Raw genomic sequence first — 16723 nt, 5'->3', positions numbered from 1 at the left:
GGTCGCCGTGGGTCCGCATGGTTTGTTCTGGTGGATTGCCGCCGGCGTGCTCATCGTCGCCGAGCTGATGACCGGCACCTTTTACCTCTTGATGATCGCGCTAGGCTTGCTCGCAGGCGCGCTCAGCTATGAGCTTGGCGCGCCGCTCGACGTCCAGTTGATTGTCGCGGCGGTGGTTGGGCTCGCAGCTGTGGTCACGCTGCGGCGCTCTCGTTTCGGCCGCCGCCGGCGCATGACCGATGCCTCGACCGATCCGGGCGTGAATCTCGATATTGGCGCAACACTCGCCGTCGCCGCCTGGCGCGACGGCCGCGCGCGCACGAGGTATCGCGGCGCCGAATGGGATGTCGAACTCGCACCTGGCGAGCCCGAAGATGCGCCGCTCTATGAAATCAAGGCGGTGCGCGGCAGTTGCCTGATCGTTGCGGCGAAGCGCGAGCGCCGCGAAGCCAAGGCGTCCGGCACCGCTCAAGACGGCGCACGCCACGCGTAGCGGGTCGCATTCGAACTCACACCAGCAAACTACACAGAAGCGAACGGAGGTCCCGTATGCAAGTCCCAGTCGTCGGCCTGATTCTGCTCGTGATCGTCATCGTGCTGATCGCGCAGACCATCAAGATCGTGCCGCAGCAGCATGCCTGGGTGCTCGAACGGCTTGGGCGTTACCATGCCACGCTCACGCCAGGCTTGACGATCGTGTTGCCGTTCGTCGATCGGGTGGCCTACAAGCACGTGCTGAAGGAGATTCCGCTCGACGTGCCGAGCCAGGTTTGCATCACGCGCGACAACACGCAGCTTCAGGTGGATGGCGTGCTGTACTTCCAGGTGACCGATCCAATGAAAGCGTCGTACGGGTCGAGCAATTTCGTCTTCGCGATTACACAGCTTTCGCAGACCACGCTGCGTTCGGTCATCGGTAAGCTCGAACTCGACAAGACCTTCGAGGAACGCGACTTCATCAACCATAGCGTTGTGTCGGCGCTCGACGAAGCCGCCTCGAACTGGGGTGTGAAAGTACTGCGCTATGAGATCAAGGATTTGACGCCGCCAAAGGAAATCCTGCACGCCATGCAGGCGCAGATCACCGCCGAGCGGGAAAAGCGCGCGCTCATCGCAGCCTCCGAAGGTCGCAAGCAGGAGCAGATCAACCTGGCGGCTGGGGCGCGCGAGGCGGCGATCCAGAAGTCCGAAGGCGAGCGCCAGGCGGCGATCAACCAGGCACAAGGTCAAGCGGCCGCCATTCTAGCCGTGGCCGAGGCGAACGCGCAGGCCATCCAGAAGATCGGCAACTCGATCCAGGCGCAGGGCGGTATGGATGCCGTCAACCTGAAGGTGGCCGAGCAATACGTGAATGCTTTCGCCAATCTCGCGAAGCAGGGCAATACGCTGATCGTGCCGGGCAATATGGGCGATCTGAGCACGATGATCGCTTCGGCACTCACGATCGTGAACCGGGCGGGTTTGCGCGAGGGGCAGATCAGCGGTGCCGGTGCGACAAAGGGCGCATAGGCGCCGAGACCGCCGAAAATGACAACGGGCCGCATGAGCGGCCCGTTTTTCGTCTGAACGATTCCGGAAGAATCAGGTGGGCGAGCGCATCAGGCGCGCTTTTTCGCGCTCCCAGTCGCGCTTCTTCTCGGTTTCACGCTTGTCGTGCAGCTTCTTGCCCTTGGCAAGGCCGATCTCGCACTTCACGCGGCCACCCTTGTAATGGAAATTCAGCGGCACGAGCGTGAAGCCGCGCTGCTCGACCTTGCCGATCAGTTTGTCGATTTCTTCGCGTTTCAGCAGCAGCTTGCGGATGCGCGTGGGGTCGGGCTGGATGTGCGTCGAGGCCTCGGGCAGCGGGCTGATGTGCGTGCCGATCAGATACAGCTCGCCATCCTTGATCATGACGTAGCTTTCCTTGATGTTGGCTCGCCCGGCGCGCATGGCCTTGACTTCCCATCCTTCCAGCACGAGCCCGGCCTCGTGACGCTCTTCGATGAAGTAATCGAAGAACGCTTTTCTGTTGTCGATGATGCTCATAGGAAAATGGGATCGGCCCAACTCGTTTAAAATTACGATTTTAGCAAAGCGGGCTCCCGAAAGCCCGTGGCGCTTTCACTCTAGCCACGCATTGCGCAATTTATGGCGGATGTCCAGAAAACCGTGTTGATTCGCCATTCGGCGGAGCAGATGTTCGACCTCGTCACCGACGTCGCCGACTACCCCAACTTCCTGCCGTGGTGCGGCGGCGTCGAGATTCGCCGTCAGGACGAAAGCGGCATGGAGGCGAAAATCGACATCAACTTCAAGGGCATCAAGCAGCACTTCGCCACGCGCAACTCGCAAAAGCGGCCCGAACGCATCGACATGGAATTCGCCGACGGCCCGTTCCGCAAGTTCACGGGCTACTGGCGCTTCACGCCGCTGCGCGCCGACGCCTGCAAGATCGAGTTTGCGCTGCATTACGAGTTTTCAAACATCATTCTCGAAAAACTCATCGGGCCGGTGTTCCATCACATCGCGAACACCTTCGTCGACTCTTTCGTGAAGCGCGCCGACCAGCGCTACGGCAAGCCATGAGCGCGAACCTTTCTGTTGACGTCTGCTATGCGCTGCCGGACGCGCAAACGCTCATCAGCATCGAGCTGCCGCCCGGCGCGACCGTCCAGCAGGCCATCGACGCGAGCGGCATCCTCGCGCGCCATCCCGAGATCGATCTGGCGAAGCTCAAGGTGGGCGTGTACGGCAAGCTCAAGCCGCTAGACACCGTGCTCGCCGACCATGACCGCGTGGAAATCTACCGGCCGCTGATCGTCGACCCGAAGATGGCGCGCCAGCGCCGCGTCGACAAGACCCGCAAGGAAGGTTCGATCGAAGGGCGCAAGTGGTTGCCCAAGGACTCGCGCTAGGGCTCGAAGCGGGTTGCCCACGGGCGGCCGCACAAATGTAATGGGCGAGACAGCATGTGCTGTCTCGCCCATTTGGCCTTTTGGGGCATCGCGCTCAGGCGGTGGTAGTCCGACCGCTTCGCTTCGCGTCGGTATGGGAGTGCGTGAGGCGGCTGTCGTTGCCGATTCCTGGTAGATCGCCGTCCGGCACGATGCCGTCGCCGTGCGCGGTCTCTGCGGGGCCGCCCGAATGCTGGCGTACCGACCAACTTACGCCCGCCACCAGCAGCACGACGGCCACGACTTCCAGGCCGCGCGGCAGCCGGTGATCATAAATAAAGCCGTAGAGCAGGGCGAACAGCGTTTCGAAGGCGATCATCTGACCCGAGAGCGTGAGCGGCAGGCGCTTGGCGGCGGCGTTCCACAGGCCGTTGCCGAGCCACGAGGCGCCGATCGCGAGCACCAGATTCAACTGCCAGAACGTGGTCCAGCGGCCGGCGGCGACGGTTTCCTGGACCCAGTGCGACGGCACGACGAGAATGCCGAGCCAGAGCAGCCCGCCTAGCCCGCCCGTCACCACGCCCCAAAGCACCGACCATTCGTTGCCGCCGAAGTGCGCATTGCGCTGCAGATAGCGGGCGTTCTCGACGGCGAACCAGGTCCAGCACACGAGCGCGCCGACGGCGCAGCCAATGCCGGCAATGCGCGTGAGGATGCTCGCGCCGCCCGCGTCGCCAGCCGCGGTGAAGACGTCCACGTTGATGCAGACGATACCGGCCGCGATCATCGCGAGCGGCCAGATCAGACGTGAAAGCGGCACGGCGCCGTGGTCGCGGCGGCCGAGCAGCGTGACCGTGACGGGCAGCACGCCGACGATCAGCGAGGCCGGCGCAATGCCAACCAGATGAATGGCACTCGCGAGAAAGAGGTAATAGAGCACGTTGCCCACGAGCGCCAGTTTCACGAGCGCGACGAGATCGGCGCGGGTCAAGCGTGGCCAGACCCGGCGCAGCATGGGCAGGAGCGCGGCGAGCGAGACAAGCCCATACATGACGTAGCGGCCCGCGCTCAGGAGCAATGGCGAGAATTCCGCCAGTTGCCGGGGCACGACGAACACCGTTCCCCATAACGCGCCGGCGAGCACGCCGTACAACACACCACGCTGCATTTGTATTGCCTCCAGAAACTTCGGGTGGCCCAATCGGGCCGTTTTAACAGAACGGCCGAAGCTTAACTGGAGGCGTGCGTGGCCGTCTTGTTCAATCCTGCACCGCGTGCCCGATATTCGGGTCGGAGGCGTGGCGCACCCGCACGCCTTGCGCCGGCCGGGCCCGAGCGTGGAAATAATCCCGAAAACGGCGCTAAGCTACTGTTAGCGCTGATGATTTCCAGGGCGCTATCGCGTATAATCTGCTTTTGCGCCTATAGGATTTGCCATGCGTCTGATCCAGAAAGCACTCACGTTCGATGACGTGCTCCTCGTTCCCGCCTTCTCCGACGTTCTCCCGCGCGACACCAGCCTGAAGACCCGGCTGACCCGCAATATCTCCCTGAACATTCCGCTCGTGTCGGCCGCTATGGATACCGTCACGGAAGGCCGTCTGGCAATTGCCATGGCGCAGCAGGGCGGCGTCGGCATCATTCACAAGAACCTCACGCCGGCCGAGCAGGCGCGCGAGGTCGCGAAGGTGAAGCGCTTCGAGTCGGGTGTGGTGCGCGATCCGATCACGATTCCGCCGCAAATGAAGGTCGCCGACGTCATCGCGCTTTCGCAGCAGCATGGCATTTCGGGCTTCCCGGTCGTGGAAGGCGCGCAGCTCGTCGGTATCGTCACGAACCGCGACCTGCGTTTCGAAACGCGTCTGGACGAGCCGGTGCGCTCGATCATGACGCCGCGCGAGCGCCTCGTGACCGTCAAGGAAGGCACGCCGCTGACCGAAGCCAAGGCGCTCATGCACAGCCACCGCCTCGAGCGCGTGCTGGTCGTGAACGACGCGTTCGAACTGCGCGGTCTCATGACCGTCAAGGACATCACGAAGCAGACCGAGCACCCGGCCGCCTGCAAGGACGAGCACGGCAAGCTGCGCGCAGGCGCGGCCGTCGGCGTGGGTCCGGACAACGAAGAGCGCGTCGAGCTGCTGGTGCAGGCCGGCGTGGACGTGATCGTGGTCGACACGGCGCACGGCCACAGCAAGGGCGTGCTCGAGCGCGTTCGCTGGGTCAAGAAGAATTTCCCGCACGTCGAAGTGATCGGCGGCAACATCGCAACGGCTGATGCGGCGCGCGCGCTCGTCGAGTACGGAGCGGACGGCGTGAAGGTCGGCATCGGCCCGGGTTCGATCTGCACGACGCGTATCGTGGCAGGCGTGGGCGTGCCGCAGATCAGCGCGATTTCCAATGTCTCGGAAGCGCTCAAGGGCACCGGCGTGCCGTGCATCGCCGACGGCGGCGTGCGCTACTCGGGTGACGTTTCGAAGGCGCTCGCAGCCGGCGCGAACGCTGTGATGATGGGCAGCATGTTCGCGGGCACCGAAGAGTCGCCGGGCGACGTGTTCCTGTATCAGGGCCGCCAGTACAAGTCGTACCGCGGCATGGGCTCGGTCGGCGCGATGAAGGACGGCGCCGCGGACCGCTACTTCCAGGACAACTCGGCCAATATCGACAAGCTCGTGCCGGAAGGCATCGAAGGCCGTGTTGCCTACAAGGGGCCCATCAACGCAATCCTGTTCCAGCTGATCGGCGGGGTGCGCGCCTCGATGGGTTACTGCGGTTGCCGCACGATCGACGACCTGCATGCGAAGGCAGAGTTTGTGCAGATCACTGGCGCCGGCCTGAACGAATCGCACGTGCACGATGTGCAGATCACGAAGGAAGCGCCCAACTACCACGTGGACTAAGCCCCGATGAAGCCGCTGCTGCGCGTGCTGCTGATTGTCGATGCGTTGACGTTGCTGGGGTTTGGCGTGCTGTTCGTTCTCACGCCCTCGACCCTGGTCTACAACGCGTTGCAACTGGTGCAAACGCAGCCGGCACTCGTTGGGCAGGCGTTTGGTGTGGTGCTGTTGGGCTTCGCGTGGCTTGCGCTGCGTGCGGCCTTCCACGGGGAGATGACAGTGCCTGTGGGCCGCACCGTGGGGCACGTCAACTGGATTGCCGGCGTGCTGATGTTGGTCTGGCTGATCGGGTTGCGTGCGCCGCAGCTCACCGGGTTGGGCCAACTGGTGGCTGGCGCGGTTGGCGTGTGGCTGATCCTCCTCGGCCTCGGCGGCGTCCGGCTCGCGGGCGCGGTGCGCAAGCGCCAGAAGGGGCAGGCGAGCGGCAACGCCGTGCAGCAGCGTAAGGCGGCGAAGGCGCAGCCGGAACGCCGTGACGAGCCGGTAACGTACGCGAAGCCGGGCTTTCTGAAAACGATGGCGTGGGGCGGTGCGCGCGAGGCGAAACGGCCGGCGGCGCCGGTCGAACCGGTCGTGGAAGTGCCGACCGTGACGCCCGCAGCGGTTCCGCCGGTTCCGCCGGTTACGCCGCGTCCAGCGACGGTTGCGCCGCCGGCCGCCAGTGCGGTGCAAGCTCAAGAGGCGCGCCAGGCGGCTCGCGACGAAGCGGCCGACGCACCGAGGCCCCCGCTGCGTGGCTGAGGCCGCGCTCAGACCCGGCCTCCGAAACACCAGACTTAATGCGTCCACAGCAGCGTCCAAAGCTCACCCGAATTTGCGCTACCCGGTTCCGCCGTAGTGCGCTGCCCTGGTCCCGATGAATTCACGCTGCGCGCGTTTTTATTGTCGCGCGGCTTTCCGTATCCGTTCTTTTTTTAGGTCTCGTCCGCAGCCATGCACGACAAAATCCTGATCCTCGACTTCGGCTCGCAAGTCACCCAGCTCATCGCGCGCCGCGTGCGCGAAGCCCACGTCTATTCGGAAATCCATCCGTACGATGTGGACGACGCGTTCATTCGCGAATTCGCACCGAAGGGCATCATCCTCTCGGGCGGCCCGAACTCGGTCACCGACACCGATACCCCGCGCGCGCCGCAAGCCGTGTTCGAACTGGGCGTGCCGGTGCTCGGCATTTGCTACGGCATGCAGACGATGGCCGAACAGCTCGGCGGCAAGGTCGACGGTGGCCACCTGCGCGAATTCGGCTACGCCGAAGTGCGCGCGCGCAACCACACGAGCTTCCTCGAAGGCATCGAAGACTTCCGCACGAGCGAAGGCCACGGCATGCTCAAGGTGTGGATGAGCCACGGCGACAAGGTCACGGAAATGCCGCAGGGCTTCAAGCTGATGGCCTCGACGGAATCGTGCCCGATCGCGGCGATGGCCGACGAAGCGCGCCACTTCTACGGCCTGCAATGGCACCCGGAAGTCACGCACACGGTGCAGGGTCGCGCGATGCTCGAGCGCTTCGTGCTCGGCATCTGCGGCGCCAAGGCCGACTGGGAGATGGGCCACTACATCGACGAGGCCGTCGAAACGATCCGCAAGCAGGTGGGCAACGAGCACGTGATTCTCGGCCTCTCGGGCGGCGTGGACTCGTCGGTGGCCGCGGCGCTGCTGCACCGCGCGATTGGCGACCAGCTGACCTGCGTGTTCGTCGATCACGGCCTGCTGCGTCTGAACGAAGCCGAGCAGGTGATGACGATGTTCGCCGACAACCTCGGCGTGAAGGTCATCCACGTCGACGCAAGCGAAGCGTTCATGTCGAAGCTCGCGGGCGTGACCGACCCGGAAGCGAAGCGCAAGATCATCGGCGCAGAGTTCGTCGAGGTGTTCCAGACCGAAGCGGGCAAGCTCAGCGACGCGAAGTGGCTTGCGCAAGGCACGATCTATCCGGACGTCATCGAGTCGGCTGGCAAGGGCAAGAAGGCCGCGCACACGATCAAGAGCCACCACAACGTGGGCGGCCTGCCGGAAACGCTCAACCTCAAGCTGCTCGAACCGCTGCGCGAACTCTTCAAGGACGAAGTGCGCGAACTGGGCGTGAAGCTCGGCCTGCCGCACGAAATGGTCTATCGCCATCCGTTCCCGGGCCCGGGCCTTGGCGTGCGGATTCTCGGCGAAGTGAAGCGCGATTTTGCGGATCTGCTGCGCCGTGCGGATGCGATTTTCATCGAGACGCTGCGTAACACGATCGACAAGGAAACCGGCAAATCGTGGTACGAGCTCACGAGCCAGGCGTTCGCTGTGTTCCTGCCGGTGAAGAGCGTGGGCGTGATGGGCGATGGGCGGACTTATGAGTATGTCGTTGCGCTGCGCGCGGTGCAGACGCTCGACTTTATGACGGCGCATTGGGCACATCTGCCGCATGAGCTGCTTGGGCATGTGTCGAATCGCATTATCAACGAGGTGCGTGGGATTAATCGTGTCGTGTACGACATCTCGGGCAAGCCGCCTGCGACGATTGAGTGGGAGTGACACCAATCTGAGCTGTAGTCTGGCCAGGCGAGGCAGATACTGGTAGAAAAATGAAAAAGCCCGCGATGTTGCGGGCTTTTTTGCGTCTAGCCCCATGTAGGTCGTGCGCCTCACAACCCAGGTTCGGCACGCAGGACACGCCGACTGGTGCGTCGAAGCGGTTCTGCCCTCGATCGCACGGGTTTTCCGGCAGATAACCGAGCTATCCAAGCCTCGGCCCGCGCACGGTCACGCCCTCAATGCTTGAGGCACGTATCCGCATTCTTCCACGTACACGTATCCAGCCCAGTGTGAATAATCGGCTTCACCATCTTCCCTTCCGCCAGATCACGCATCACCATCGCTGCTTGATAGCCCATTTCCTCAGGCCGCTGCCCAACCAGCACATTGACCTTGTGTTCTTTGAGCGCCTGCAACTCAGGCCCAAGCGTATCGGCTGAAACGATCACGAACTGGCCGCTGTTGATTTTGTCCATGATCGGCGCGACGACCTGCGAATACGCTTCAGGCGCAAAGAGCGGCCAGCCGCCCTCGAGCACGAACGCCTGGAGACTGGTGGCGTTCGCCGTGAGCGTGTCCTGCATCATCTGGTTCGCTTTCGCGGCGTCGTCGTTCACGTAAAGCGGGCAGGCGCTGATCTCATGCCAGTTGTTCTCGCCAGCAAGCTTCTTGATGCCCTTCTTGCCAGAAAGCACATCGCGCGTGCCCTGAGCGCGCTGGTTGATATTCTCGGCCGCCGGGTTGCCCATCACGAGGCAGATGTTGCCGCCCTTGGGCATGAGCATCTTCAACTGCTCGCCGAGCTTCACGCCCAGCTCGTAGTTGTCGGTGCCCACATACGCCTTGCGCAGCGACTGGTCCTTCGGCAGCAGATCGGCGTCGGCGGTGATGATCGGGATCTTCGCGTTGCGGCGGCGGATCACTTCGGCAATGGCCGGCGCATTCGACGGTGAAATCGCAATCGCGGCCACACCCTTGGTCAGCAGGTCGTCGACGATCTGCACTTCCGCGCTTTCGTCCGCTGCAGTCGCGGGCCCGGTGTAGTAGCAGTTGTAGCCCTGTTTGCTGAGCTCCTTGTTCGCCCGGTCGCAGCCCTGGTGCATGAGGTCGAAGTAAGGATTGTCGAGGCCCTTCACGACCAGCGCGAGGGTCTTGTCGGCTGCGTAGGCGGAAGAGGCCAGCATGGCGAGCCCTCCGATCGCAGCGAAATACTTCCACGCTTTCTTCATGGTTTCCTCCTGTTCGGCGCCGCCTGGACGGCGCGCGTGTCTCGTACAGTCTTCGTCATCGGAAGGAAAGCCCGCGCCCGTGCTTTGGGCTTCCTGCGGAACCATGCGTTATGTGTGATGGCTGTCGTCCGGCGGTTCCGCGTGCAGTCCGGCCGCGCCTCCCTGAAATCCGTTCACTCTCCTTGCCGCTCGCCGCCGAGCCGGTTGAACAGCACGGCGATGATGATGAATCCGCCTACCACCGTTCCTTGCCAGAACGAGTCGACGCCGAGCAGGATCAGACTGTTGCGGATCACTTCGATGAGCGCGGCGCCGACGATCGTGCCGAAGGCGCTGCCCACGCCCCCCGCGAGATTGGTGCCGCCAATCACCGTAGCGGCGATCACGCGCAGTTCGTCGCCGGTGCCAAGGCCGGTGGTGACCGCGCCGAGCCAGCCCACTTCCAGAATGGCCGCGACGCCCGCCATCAGGCCGCCGAGCACATAGACCGAACAGATCACGCGCCGCACCGGCACGCCGGTGAGATTCGCCGCATGACGATTGCCGCCGACCGCGAACACATAGCGGCCCCAGCGCGTGAAGGCGAAGGCGAACCAGAACAGCACGCCGAGGACGATCAGGAACCACACGGGATTGGCCACGCCGAGTGTCTTGCCGCCGCCGAGCACGAGGAGCTTGTGGCCGTCGGGTCCGAATTCGAAGATGGTGCGGCTGCCGGAGATCACGAGCGCAAGACTGCGGCCCACGCTGAGCATCCCCAGCGTCACGACAAAAGGCTGCATGTTGAGATACGCGATCAGCAGGCCGTTCACGAGACCCACCACGCCTGCGGTGAGCAGGCCGAGGCCAATGCCGGCCCAGATCGGATAGCCCGCGTTCATGGTGACCGAAAGCACGATGCCGCTCAGGCCAATCGTCGAGCCGACCGAAATATCGATGCCGCCCGTGATGATGATGGCCATCATCCCGAGCGCGACGATGGCGACGAAGGCGAAGTTGCGCGTGACGTTGAAGAGATTCTGCTGCGTGGCGAACGTCGAAGTGACGAACGAGAGCAGGACACAGGCGATCAGCGTAGCCAGCACGACCCAGAACACCTGGCTCGCGATCAGTCCACTCCAGCGTGTGTGGGTCTTCGCGGATTGGGGATCGTCAAGCACTGTTGGCATCGCATTTGGCCTTTGCGGCGCATCGTTCAATTTCAGGTCTCCTGTCGGTCGCACCTGGCGCTTCAGCGCTTGGTGCGGCCCCATGCAACGCAGTCGCGGGGTCGGCTTCAGGCGGCGGCGATGGCTCCGGTAATCAGGCCGGTGACTTCCTCCGGCGAAGACGCAGCGGTCTGTTTATCCGCCACCTTGCGCCCGCGCCGCATGACAACCACGCGGTGGGCGACCTCGAAAACGTCGGGCATGCGGTGACTGATGAGAATGACGGCAATGCCGTGCTCGGACAGGCGTTTGATGAGGTCGAGCACCTGCGCCACCTGGCGCACGCTGATCGCAGCGGTGGGTTCGTCCATGAGCACGAGCCGCGCATCGGACAGGCGCGTGCGCGCAATCGCGACGGCCTGCCGCTGACCGCCCGACATCTGCCGGACGAGATCGCGCGGGCGCGTTTCGGACTTCAGTTCCTTGAAAAGCTCGGCGGCGCGCCGGTACATGGCCGCGTGATCGAGCACGCGAAAGGGCCATATGCCGATGCGCGGCTCGCGGCCGAGAAAGACATTGGCCGCCGCCGTGAGGTTGTCGCAGAGGGCGAGGTCCTGATACACGACCTCGATGCCTTTCGCGCGGGCGTCCACAGGCCGGCTGAAATGAACGGGCTTGCCGTCGATGAACACTTCGCCATGGGAGGGCGGGAAGTTGCCGGCGATGACTTTCACCAGCGTCGATTTTCCGGCCCCGTTGTCGCCCATCAGTCCGACCACCTGGCCGGGTTCCAGGCTCAGCGTCACGTCGGTCAGCGCTTGAATGGCGCCGAAGTGCCTGGAAACGCCTCTGAGTTCAAGAAGACTCATGGACTGTCGCGCTCGCGCTTGTGAAGCCGCTCGCTGCAGTGTCCAGGGCGGCCGGGAGACATGCTGACTAGCCTGTTTTTTAGAGCACGATGGGGCTTTTAGCAAGACTATTTCATCAGCCGGTCCTGCGGCGCCTCTAAAAGGGCGCCGATGAGATAAAATTGCGTTTTCGCCGAAAAACTCCGCCAGACGGACCTGGCGCGCGTTAGTCTCAGGCTTCCAGCGGCATCGCACTCGTCCCCTTGAGTTCGTCGAGACAGACGATCGACTGCACGCTGTTCACGCCGGGCGCGCGCATCAGCGTATCGAGCAGGAATTCGGATAGCGCCTTCAGATCGCGCGCCACCACCTTCAGCACGTAGTCGATATCGCCAGTCACGGAGTAGCACTCCTGCACTTGCGGCAACGTTGCGACGAGCTCCTTGAACTTCATGAGCTCGCGCATGTGCCCGCGTTCCATCGTTACCTGAATGAAGGCGACCACGCCGAAGCCGAGCGCCTGCGCGTCGAGACGCGTCTCATAGCGCCGGATCACGCCGAGTTCTTCGAGGCGCCGGTGACGGCGCAGCGTCTGCGCGGGCGAGAGCTTGATCGCGGCCGCGAGTTCGAGGTTCGAGGCGCGGCCGTGTTCCTGCAGTGCGGCGAGCAGCCGCATGTCGATCGTATCGAGCGCGAGATTTTGCATTTATCTTGCGTGAGATGGGTTTAAGGCGAGAGGGAATTGTATCAATCAGGGTTTGCCTGCGTACGAGATGAAATCATATTTTTCCGCGCCAACTATACACTGGGCGCACCCGATCGGGCTGGCGGCCCATACCGCCAAGCCTGGCAGCACGGCAACGCAGAACGTTGCGTGTGCAATTTTATTTCGTGGAGCGGAGCCGGCGTCCTATCCGGATGCCTGGGCCTCGCGCCGATAAGTCGGAGACAGGAAGAGACATGGTTTCAAACGACATGCGTGAAAATCGCGGCCAGCTAAAACGCGGCCTCAAGAATCGCCACATCCAGCTCATTGCGCTGGGCGGGGCGATCGGCACGGGCCTGTTCCTCGGCATTGCGCAGACGATCCAGACCGCCGGCCCTTCGGTGCTGCTCGGCTACGGCGTTGCTGGGATCATCGCGTTCTTCATCATGCGCCAACTGGGCGAGATGGTCGTGGACGAGCCCGTCGCCGGTTCGTTCAGCTATTTCGCCGACAAGTATTTCGGCCCCTTCGCGGGCTTTCTCTCCGGCTGGAACTACTGGGTGCTCTACGTGCTCGTGAGCATGGCCGAGCTTTCGGCGGTCGGCATCTACATGCACTACTGGTGGCCGACGCTGCCCACGTGGGTCTCGGCGCTCGTGTTCTTTGTCCTGATCAACGGCATCAACCTCACGAGCGTGAAGTCGTACGGCGAACTCGAATTCTGGTTCGCGATCATCAAGGTGCTGGCGATCGTCGGCATGATCGCCTTCGGCGGCTGGCTGCTGTTTTCGGGCTCGGCCGGTCCCGAGGCGAGCGTCTCGAACCTCTGGCGCAACGGCGGTTTCTTCCCGCACGGCGTTTCGGGTCTCGTCATGGCCATGGCCGTCGTGATGTTCTCGTTTGGCGGGCTGGAGCTTGTCGGCATCACCGCAGCAGAGGCTGACGATCCTTCGCATAGCATTCCGCGCGCGACGAATCAGGTGATCTACCGCATCCTGATTTTCTACATCGGCGCGCTCGGCGTCCTGCTTTCGCTTTACCCGTGGCAGAAGGTCGTGGCCGGCGGCAGCCCGTTCGTGCTGATCTTCCACGCGATGAACAGCGACCTCGTGGCCAACGTGCTCAATGTCGTCGTGCTGACGGCCGCGCTCTCGGTCTACAACAGCGGTGTGTACTGCAACAGCCGCATGCTGTTCGGCCTCGCGCAGCAGGGCAATGCACCGAAGGCGCTGCTCAAGGTGAGCCGGCGCGGCATTCCGCTCACGGCGCTCGGTGTATCGGCGTTCGTCACGGCTGCCTGCGTGATCATCAACTACTTCATGCCGGGCAAGGCGTTCGAACTGCTGATGGGGCTCGTCGTGTCCGCGCTCATCATCAACTGGGCGATGATCAGCCTGATTCACCTGAAATTCCGCCGCGAGAAGGCGCGTACCGGCCAAACGACCACGTTCCGCAGCCTCGGCTATCCGCTGACGAATTACGTGTGTCTCGTGTTCCTCGGCGGGATTCTCGTTGTAATGTATCTGATTCCGGATCTGCGGATTTCCGTGTACCTGATTCCGGTCTGGCTGGGCGTGCTTGGGCTCGCCTACCGTCTGTGGTGCCGCAAGTCGGCGCCGGCGCTGCAGCGTGGCGTGCCGGCTCCATAAGCGCTGATATTCGTCCCGAATTTCGTCCAGAGAGTTAAACAGCATGTTCGAACACATCGATGCCTACCCCGGCGACCCGATCCTCTCGCTCAACGAGAACTTCCAGAAGGACCCGCGTCAGAACAAGGTCAATCTGAGCATTGGCATTTACTTCGACGACGAAGGCCGTCTGCCCGTCATGAAGGCCGTTCACAAGGCCGAGGCGGCGATTCTCGAAGAGCCGGGTCCGAAGCCGTATCTGCCGATGGCGGGTTTCGCGCAGTACCGCGACGCCGTGCAGGCACTGGTGTTCGGCGCTGAGTGCCCGTCGCGCGCGGCCGGCCGCATCGCGACCGTGCAGACGCTGGGCGGTTCGGGCGCGCTCAAGGTCGGCGCCGATTTCATCAAGCGCTATTTCGCGACCAGCCAGGTATGGGTGAGCGATCCGACGTGGGAGAACCACCGCTTTATCTTCGAGCGTGCGGGGTTCACGGTGAACACGTACCCGTACTACGACGAGGTGACGGGCGGCCTGAAGTTCGAGGCGATGCTCTCGTCCATCGACGCGCTGCCGGCGAAGAGCGTCGTGCTGCTCCACGCGTGCTGCCACAACCCGACGGGCGTTGATCTGGACCGCGGGCAGTGGGAGCAACTGATCGACGTGCTGCAAAAGCGCGATCTGCTGCCGTTCGTCGATATGGCGTATCAGGGCTTCGGCGCGGGCCTCGAGGACGACGCGTTCGCGGTGCGCGAGCTCTCGCGCCGCGGTGTGCCGGCGTTGGTGGCGAATTCGTTCTCGAAGAACTTCTCGCTCTACGGCGAGCGTTGCGGCGGCCTGCACGTGATCTGCGAGGACGCGGCGGCGGCCGACCGTGTGCTCGGCCAGCTCACGGGCTCGGTGCGCTCGAACTACAGCAATCCGCCGACTCACGGCGCGAAGATCGTCACGCGTGTGCTGAGCACGCCGGAACTGAAGGCGTCGTGGGAGCAGGAGCTGGCGGCGATGTGCGAGCGCATTGCGCGCATGCGCGTGGCGATTCACGACGGCCTGCGCGCGCATGCGAGCGAAGCGGCGCTCGCGCGCTACGTGAAGCAGCGCGGCATGTTCACGTATACGGGCTTGAGCGAGAAGCAGGTCGAGCGCCTGAAGGAAGAGTTCGGCGTGTATATCCTGCGCTCGGGCCGCATGTGCGTGGCCGGGCTGAATGAGAAGAACGTGAGCGTTGTGGTCGACGCGGTCGGCAAGGTGATGAAGGACTGAGGGCAGGGCTGAGAGCCCGTCAATCTTTCTAGCGCCGCTGGGGTGCCGGTACAAACCGGACGCGCCAGCGGCGTTTTTGCGTCTGGTGGTCAGAATCGCATGCCGGCGCCGCAACCACCGGCAACGCCGCCGCCGCTGCCGCCTGCCGCTCCGCAGAACACGCCGCAGCCCGAAAGACTGGCGGTGAGCAGGAGGCAGAGGGTGACGAGGCGAAGTCGCCGCGTAGCGGGCCGTTTGAGGCGGATGTGTTGTTTCATCATCGAGGGTGAAGAGGGCGTGGCGGGTCTAACCGCTTAACAATACGCCTCGGCCGCAGCCTCGTGCCATCAGACAATTCCAGGTTTCGTCGTCTGCGGCCATTCATCCCGCATCAAACCCCAAGCCTGTCAAGCCGTAAGAAGTCGATGACACACATGCCAGCGGCGCACGGTCTTCCAGGTCTTACCCTGATAGAATGCGTGGGCCGCAACGTAGTGGATTGCTGATGAAATTGCTTGATGCCCTCGTCGAACAACGGATTGCCGCCGCAGCCGCGCGCGGTGACCTCGACGACCTGCCCGGCGCCGGTGCGCCGCAGGCGCTCGACGACGACCTGCTCGTGCCCGAAGAAGTGCGCATAGCCCACCGCATCCTGAAGAATGCGGGGTTCGTGCCGCCCGCAGTCGAACAGCTGCGAGCCTTGCGCGACCTCGAAGACGACCTCGCCGCCGTGGGCGACAAGGCCGCGCAATGCCGCCTGCGCGCGCGCATGCTCGCGCTCGACATGGCGCTCGAATCCTTGCGCGGCGGCCCGATGGTCGTGCCGCACGAATATCGCCGCCGCATTGCGGAGCGCCTGTCCGAACGTGCCGCCGGCGAGTCCGGCCAGCTGGCGCTCTCGGCGGGGGCGGCGTGACAGGCTCTCCCGTTCAGCCACAGGCCCCTGGCGGCGAGCGTGAAGAGGCGCACCCGGCTGCCAGTCTGAAGGCTGGCCCGGCTCCCGCCGATTCGCTCGTGCCGGCGTCCGGGGACGATTCACAATCCGCCCCACAACCTGCCTCCCAACCCGGTCCCGTCTCCGAGCGCGACCAGCATTTCATGCGCCTCGCGCAGGCCGCAGCCGAAGAGGCGCGCGCTGCCGGCGAAGTACCCGTGGGCGCGGTGCTCGTGCGCGGTGACGAAGTCATTGCTTCGGGCTTCAATCACCCGATCGGCGCGCACGATCCGTCTGCACACGCGGAAATGGCGGCGTTGCGCGCGGGCGCTCACGCGCTGGGTAACTACCGCTTGCCCGGCTGCGAACTCTATGTGACCCTTGAACCGTGCCTGATGTGCGCCGGCGCGATCATGCACGCGCGTATCGCACGTGTGGTGTTCGGCGCCCATGATCCGAAAACCGGCGCATGCGGCAGCGTGGTCGATGCCTTTGCCAACGAGCAGTTGAATCACCATACGAGCGTGTCAGGCGGTGTGCTGGCGGACGAGTGCGGCGAGGCGTTGCGATCGTTCTTCGCCGACCGGCGCCGTGCGAGCCGGGAAGCGCGCCGTGCGGCTCGCACACAGGCCGAGGAAGCGCAGGGAGGAACCGGCATAGCCGGTCCGAACGAACCCGCGGGTTGAATCTCACGGTTGAATCG

Annotated in this window: 17 protein-coding genes; 11 read left to right on the top strand and 6 right to left on the bottom strand. The window is 63.8% G+C overall.

The window, feature by feature from the left end; all coding sequences use genetic code 11:
- Positions 1-7 precede the first annotated feature (7 nt).
- Positions 8-493, top strand: a complete 486-nt coding sequence (locus tag U5A52_RS11820) for an NfeD family protein (RefSeq protein ID WP_321934858.1) — start codon at positions 8-10, stop codon at positions 491-493.
- Positions 494-549: 56 nt separating this feature from the next.
- The gene (locus U5A52_RS11815; protein WP_321934857.1) at positions 550-1509 is read left to right on the top strand and encodes a stomatin-like protein; all 960 of its coding nucleotides are present in this window, start codon (positions 550-552) and stop codon (positions 1507-1509) included.
- A 72-nt stretch (positions 1510-1581) separates the two neighbouring features.
- Here U5A52_RS11815 and smpB read toward each other — a convergent pair whose 3' ends face one another.
- Complete coding sequence (gene smpB, locus U5A52_RS11810; protein WP_028204044.1) at positions 1582-2028, bottom strand: SsrA-binding protein SmpB; 447 nt, start codon at positions 2026-2028, stop codon at positions 1582-1584.
- Between the two features lie 102 nt (positions 2029-2130).
- On the opposite strand from smpB, the gene U5A52_RS11805 reads away from it, so the two are divergent.
- On the top strand, positions 2131-2568 hold the full coding sequence (locus tag U5A52_RS11805) for a type II toxin-antitoxin system RatA family toxin (protein WP_042265786.1): 438 nt from the start codon (positions 2131-2133) through the stop codon (positions 2566-2568).
- Positions 2565-2897 carry an RnfH family protein gene (locus U5A52_RS11800; protein WP_321908769.1) on the top strand — a complete coding sequence of 111 codons (333 nt, stop codon included), beginning with the start codon at positions 2565-2567 and terminating at the stop codon, positions 2895-2897. Before U5A52_RS11805 ends, U5A52_RS11800 begins: the two co-directional genes overlap by 4 nt.
- A 94-nt stretch (positions 2898-2991) precedes the next feature.
- Here the strand turns inward: U5A52_RS11800 and U5A52_RS11795 are convergent, their stop codons facing one another.
- Entirely contained in the window at positions 2992-4044 is a 1053-nt protein-coding gene (locus U5A52_RS11795; RefSeq protein WP_321934856.1) for a DMT family transporter, read from the bottom strand.
- Positions 4045-4312: 268 nt separating this feature from the next.
- Here U5A52_RS11795 and guaB point away from each other — a divergent pair, with 268 nt between their 5' ends.
- The 3 genes from guaB to guaA all read left to right on the top strand — a co-directional run bounded on the left by guaB (position 4313) and on the right by guaA (position 8287).
- The gene (gene guaB / locus U5A52_RS11790) at positions 4313-5773 is read left to right on the top strand and encodes an IMP dehydrogenase (RefSeq protein WP_321908767.1); all 1461 of its coding nucleotides are present in this window, start codon (positions 4313-4315) and stop codon (positions 5771-5773) included.
- A 6-nt stretch (positions 5774-5779) separates the two neighbouring features.
- A complete protein-coding gene (locus U5A52_RS11785) occupies positions 5780-6511 on the top strand; it encodes a hypothetical protein (RefSeq protein WP_321934855.1) in 732 nt (243 codons plus the stop codon).
- Between the two features lie 192 nt (positions 6512-6703).
- Positions 6704-8287 carry a glutamine-hydrolyzing GMP synthase gene (guaA, locus tag U5A52_RS11780; protein ID WP_321908764.1) on the top strand — a complete coding sequence of 528 codons (1584 nt, stop codon included), beginning with the start codon at positions 6704-6706 and terminating at the stop codon, positions 8285-8287.
- A gap of 236 nt (positions 8288-8523) precedes the next feature.
- Here the strand turns inward: guaA and U5A52_RS11775 are convergent, their stop codons facing one another.
- From U5A52_RS11775 to U5A52_RS11760, 4 genes are all read right to left on the bottom strand, one after another.
- Positions 8524-9516 carry a sugar-binding protein gene (locus U5A52_RS11775; protein ID WP_321934854.1) on the bottom strand — a complete coding sequence of 331 codons (993 nt, stop codon included), beginning with the start codon at positions 9514-9516 and terminating at the stop codon, positions 8524-8526.
- A gap of 173 nt (positions 9517-9689) precedes the next feature.
- Positions 9690-10685: an ABC transporter permease gene (locus tag U5A52_RS11770; protein ID WP_321934853.1), complete on the bottom strand. Its 996-nt coding sequence runs from the start codon at positions 10683-10685 to the stop codon at positions 9690-9692.
- A 107-nt stretch (positions 10686-10792) separates the two neighbouring features.
- Positions 10793-11533, bottom strand: coding sequence for an ATP-binding cassette domain-containing protein (locus tag U5A52_RS11765; RefSeq protein WP_321934852.1), 741 nt, complete (start codon positions 11531-11533; stop codon positions 10793-10795).
- A gap of 211 nt (positions 11534-11744) precedes the next feature.
- Positions 11745-12218: an Lrp/AsnC family transcriptional regulator gene (locus U5A52_RS11760; protein ID WP_158757692.1), complete on the bottom strand. Its 474-nt coding sequence runs from the start codon at positions 12216-12218 to the stop codon at positions 11745-11747.
- Positions 12219-12487: 269 nt separating this feature from the next.
- On the opposite strand from U5A52_RS11760, the gene U5A52_RS11755 reads away from it, so the two are divergent.
- From U5A52_RS11755 to tadA, 4 genes are all read left to right on the top strand, one after another.
- Complete coding sequence (locus U5A52_RS11755) at positions 12488-13867, top strand: amino acid permease (RefSeq protein WP_415765211.1); 1380 nt, start codon at positions 12488-12490, stop codon at positions 13865-13867.
- Between the two features lie 43 nt (positions 13868-13910).
- Entirely contained in the window at positions 13911-15107 is a 1197-nt protein-coding gene (locus U5A52_RS11750; protein WP_321934851.1) for an amino acid aminotransferase, read from the top strand.
- 484 nt (positions 15108-15591) lie between these two features.
- The gene (locus U5A52_RS11745) at positions 15592-16002 is read left to right on the top strand and encodes a DnaJ family domain-containing protein (RefSeq protein ID WP_321908707.1); all 411 of its coding nucleotides are present in this window, start codon (positions 15592-15594) and stop codon (positions 16000-16002) included.
- A 98-nt stretch (positions 16003-16100) separates the two neighbouring features.
- Complete coding sequence (gene tadA / locus U5A52_RS11740) at positions 16101-16706, top strand: tRNA adenosine(34) deaminase TadA (RefSeq protein ID WP_321909193.1); 606 nt, start codon at positions 16101-16103, stop codon at positions 16704-16706.
- The last annotated feature ends 17 nt before the right edge of the window (positions 16707-16723 follow it).

The sequence above is a fragment of the Paraburkholderia sp. J8-2 genome (assembly GCF_905220195.1).
In the GTDB taxonomy this organism is placed as follows: Bacteria; Pseudomonadota; Gammaproteobacteria; order Burkholderiales; family Burkholderiaceae; genus Paraburkholderia.
The sequence above is the reverse complement of the archived record's forward strand: the minus strand, read 5'-3'. Positions and strand labels throughout refer to the sequence as shown.

Bases quoted from the DNA above. Each gene is read 5' to 3' on its own strand.
- U5A52_RS11815 (WP_321934857.1), top strand. From the start codon at position 550: ATGCAAGTCCCAGTCGTCGGCCTGATTCTGCTCGTGATCGTCATCGTG.
- smpB (WP_028204044.1), bottom strand. From the start codon at position 2,028: ATGAGCATCATCGACAACAGAAAAGCGTTCTTCGATTACTTCATCGAA.
- U5A52_RS11805 (WP_042265786.1), top strand. From the start codon at position 2,131: ATGGCGGATGTCCAGAAAACCGTGTTGATTCGCCATTCGGCGGAGCAG.
- U5A52_RS11800 (WP_321908769.1), top strand. From the start codon at position 2,565: ATGAGCGCGAACCTTTCTGTTGACGTCTGCTATGCGCTGCCGGACGCG.
- U5A52_RS11795 (WP_321934856.1), bottom strand. From the start codon at position 4,044: ATGCAGCGTGGTGTGTTGTACGGCGTGCTCGCCGGCGCGTTATGGGGA.
- guaB (WP_321908767.1), top strand. From the start codon at position 4,313: ATGCGTCTGATCCAGAAAGCACTCACGTTCGATGACGTGCTCCTCGTT.
- U5A52_RS11785 (WP_321934855.1), top strand. From the start codon at position 5,780: ATGAAGCCGCTGCTGCGCGTGCTGCTGATTGTCGATGCGTTGACGTTG.
- guaA (WP_321908764.1), top strand. From the start codon at position 6,704: ATGCACGACAAAATCCTGATCCTCGACTTCGGCTCGCAAGTCACCCAG.
- U5A52_RS11775 (WP_321934854.1), bottom strand. From the start codon at position 9,516: ATGAAGAAAGCGTGGAAGTATTTCGCTGCGATCGGAGGGCTCGCCATG.
- U5A52_RS11770 (WP_321934853.1), bottom strand. From the start codon at position 10,685: ATGCCAACAGTGCTTGACGATCCCCAATCCGCGAAGACCCACACACGC.
- U5A52_RS11765 (WP_321934852.1), bottom strand. From the start codon at position 11,533: ATGAGTCTTCTTGAACTCAGAGGCGTTTCCAGGCACTTCGGCGCCATT.
- U5A52_RS11760 (WP_158757692.1), bottom strand. From the start codon at position 12,218: ATGCAAAATCTCGCGCTCGATACGATCGACATGCGGCTGCTCGCCGCA.
- U5A52_RS11755 (WP_415765211.1), top strand. From the start codon at position 12,488: ATGCGTGAAAATCGCGGCCAGCTAAAACGCGGCCTCAAGAATCGCCAC.
- U5A52_RS11750 (WP_321934851.1), top strand. From the start codon at position 13,911: ATGTTCGAACACATCGATGCCTACCCCGGCGACCCGATCCTCTCGCTC.
- U5A52_RS11745 (WP_321908707.1), top strand. From the start codon at position 15,592: ATGAAATTGCTTGATGCCCTCGTCGAACAACGGATTGCCGCCGCAGCC.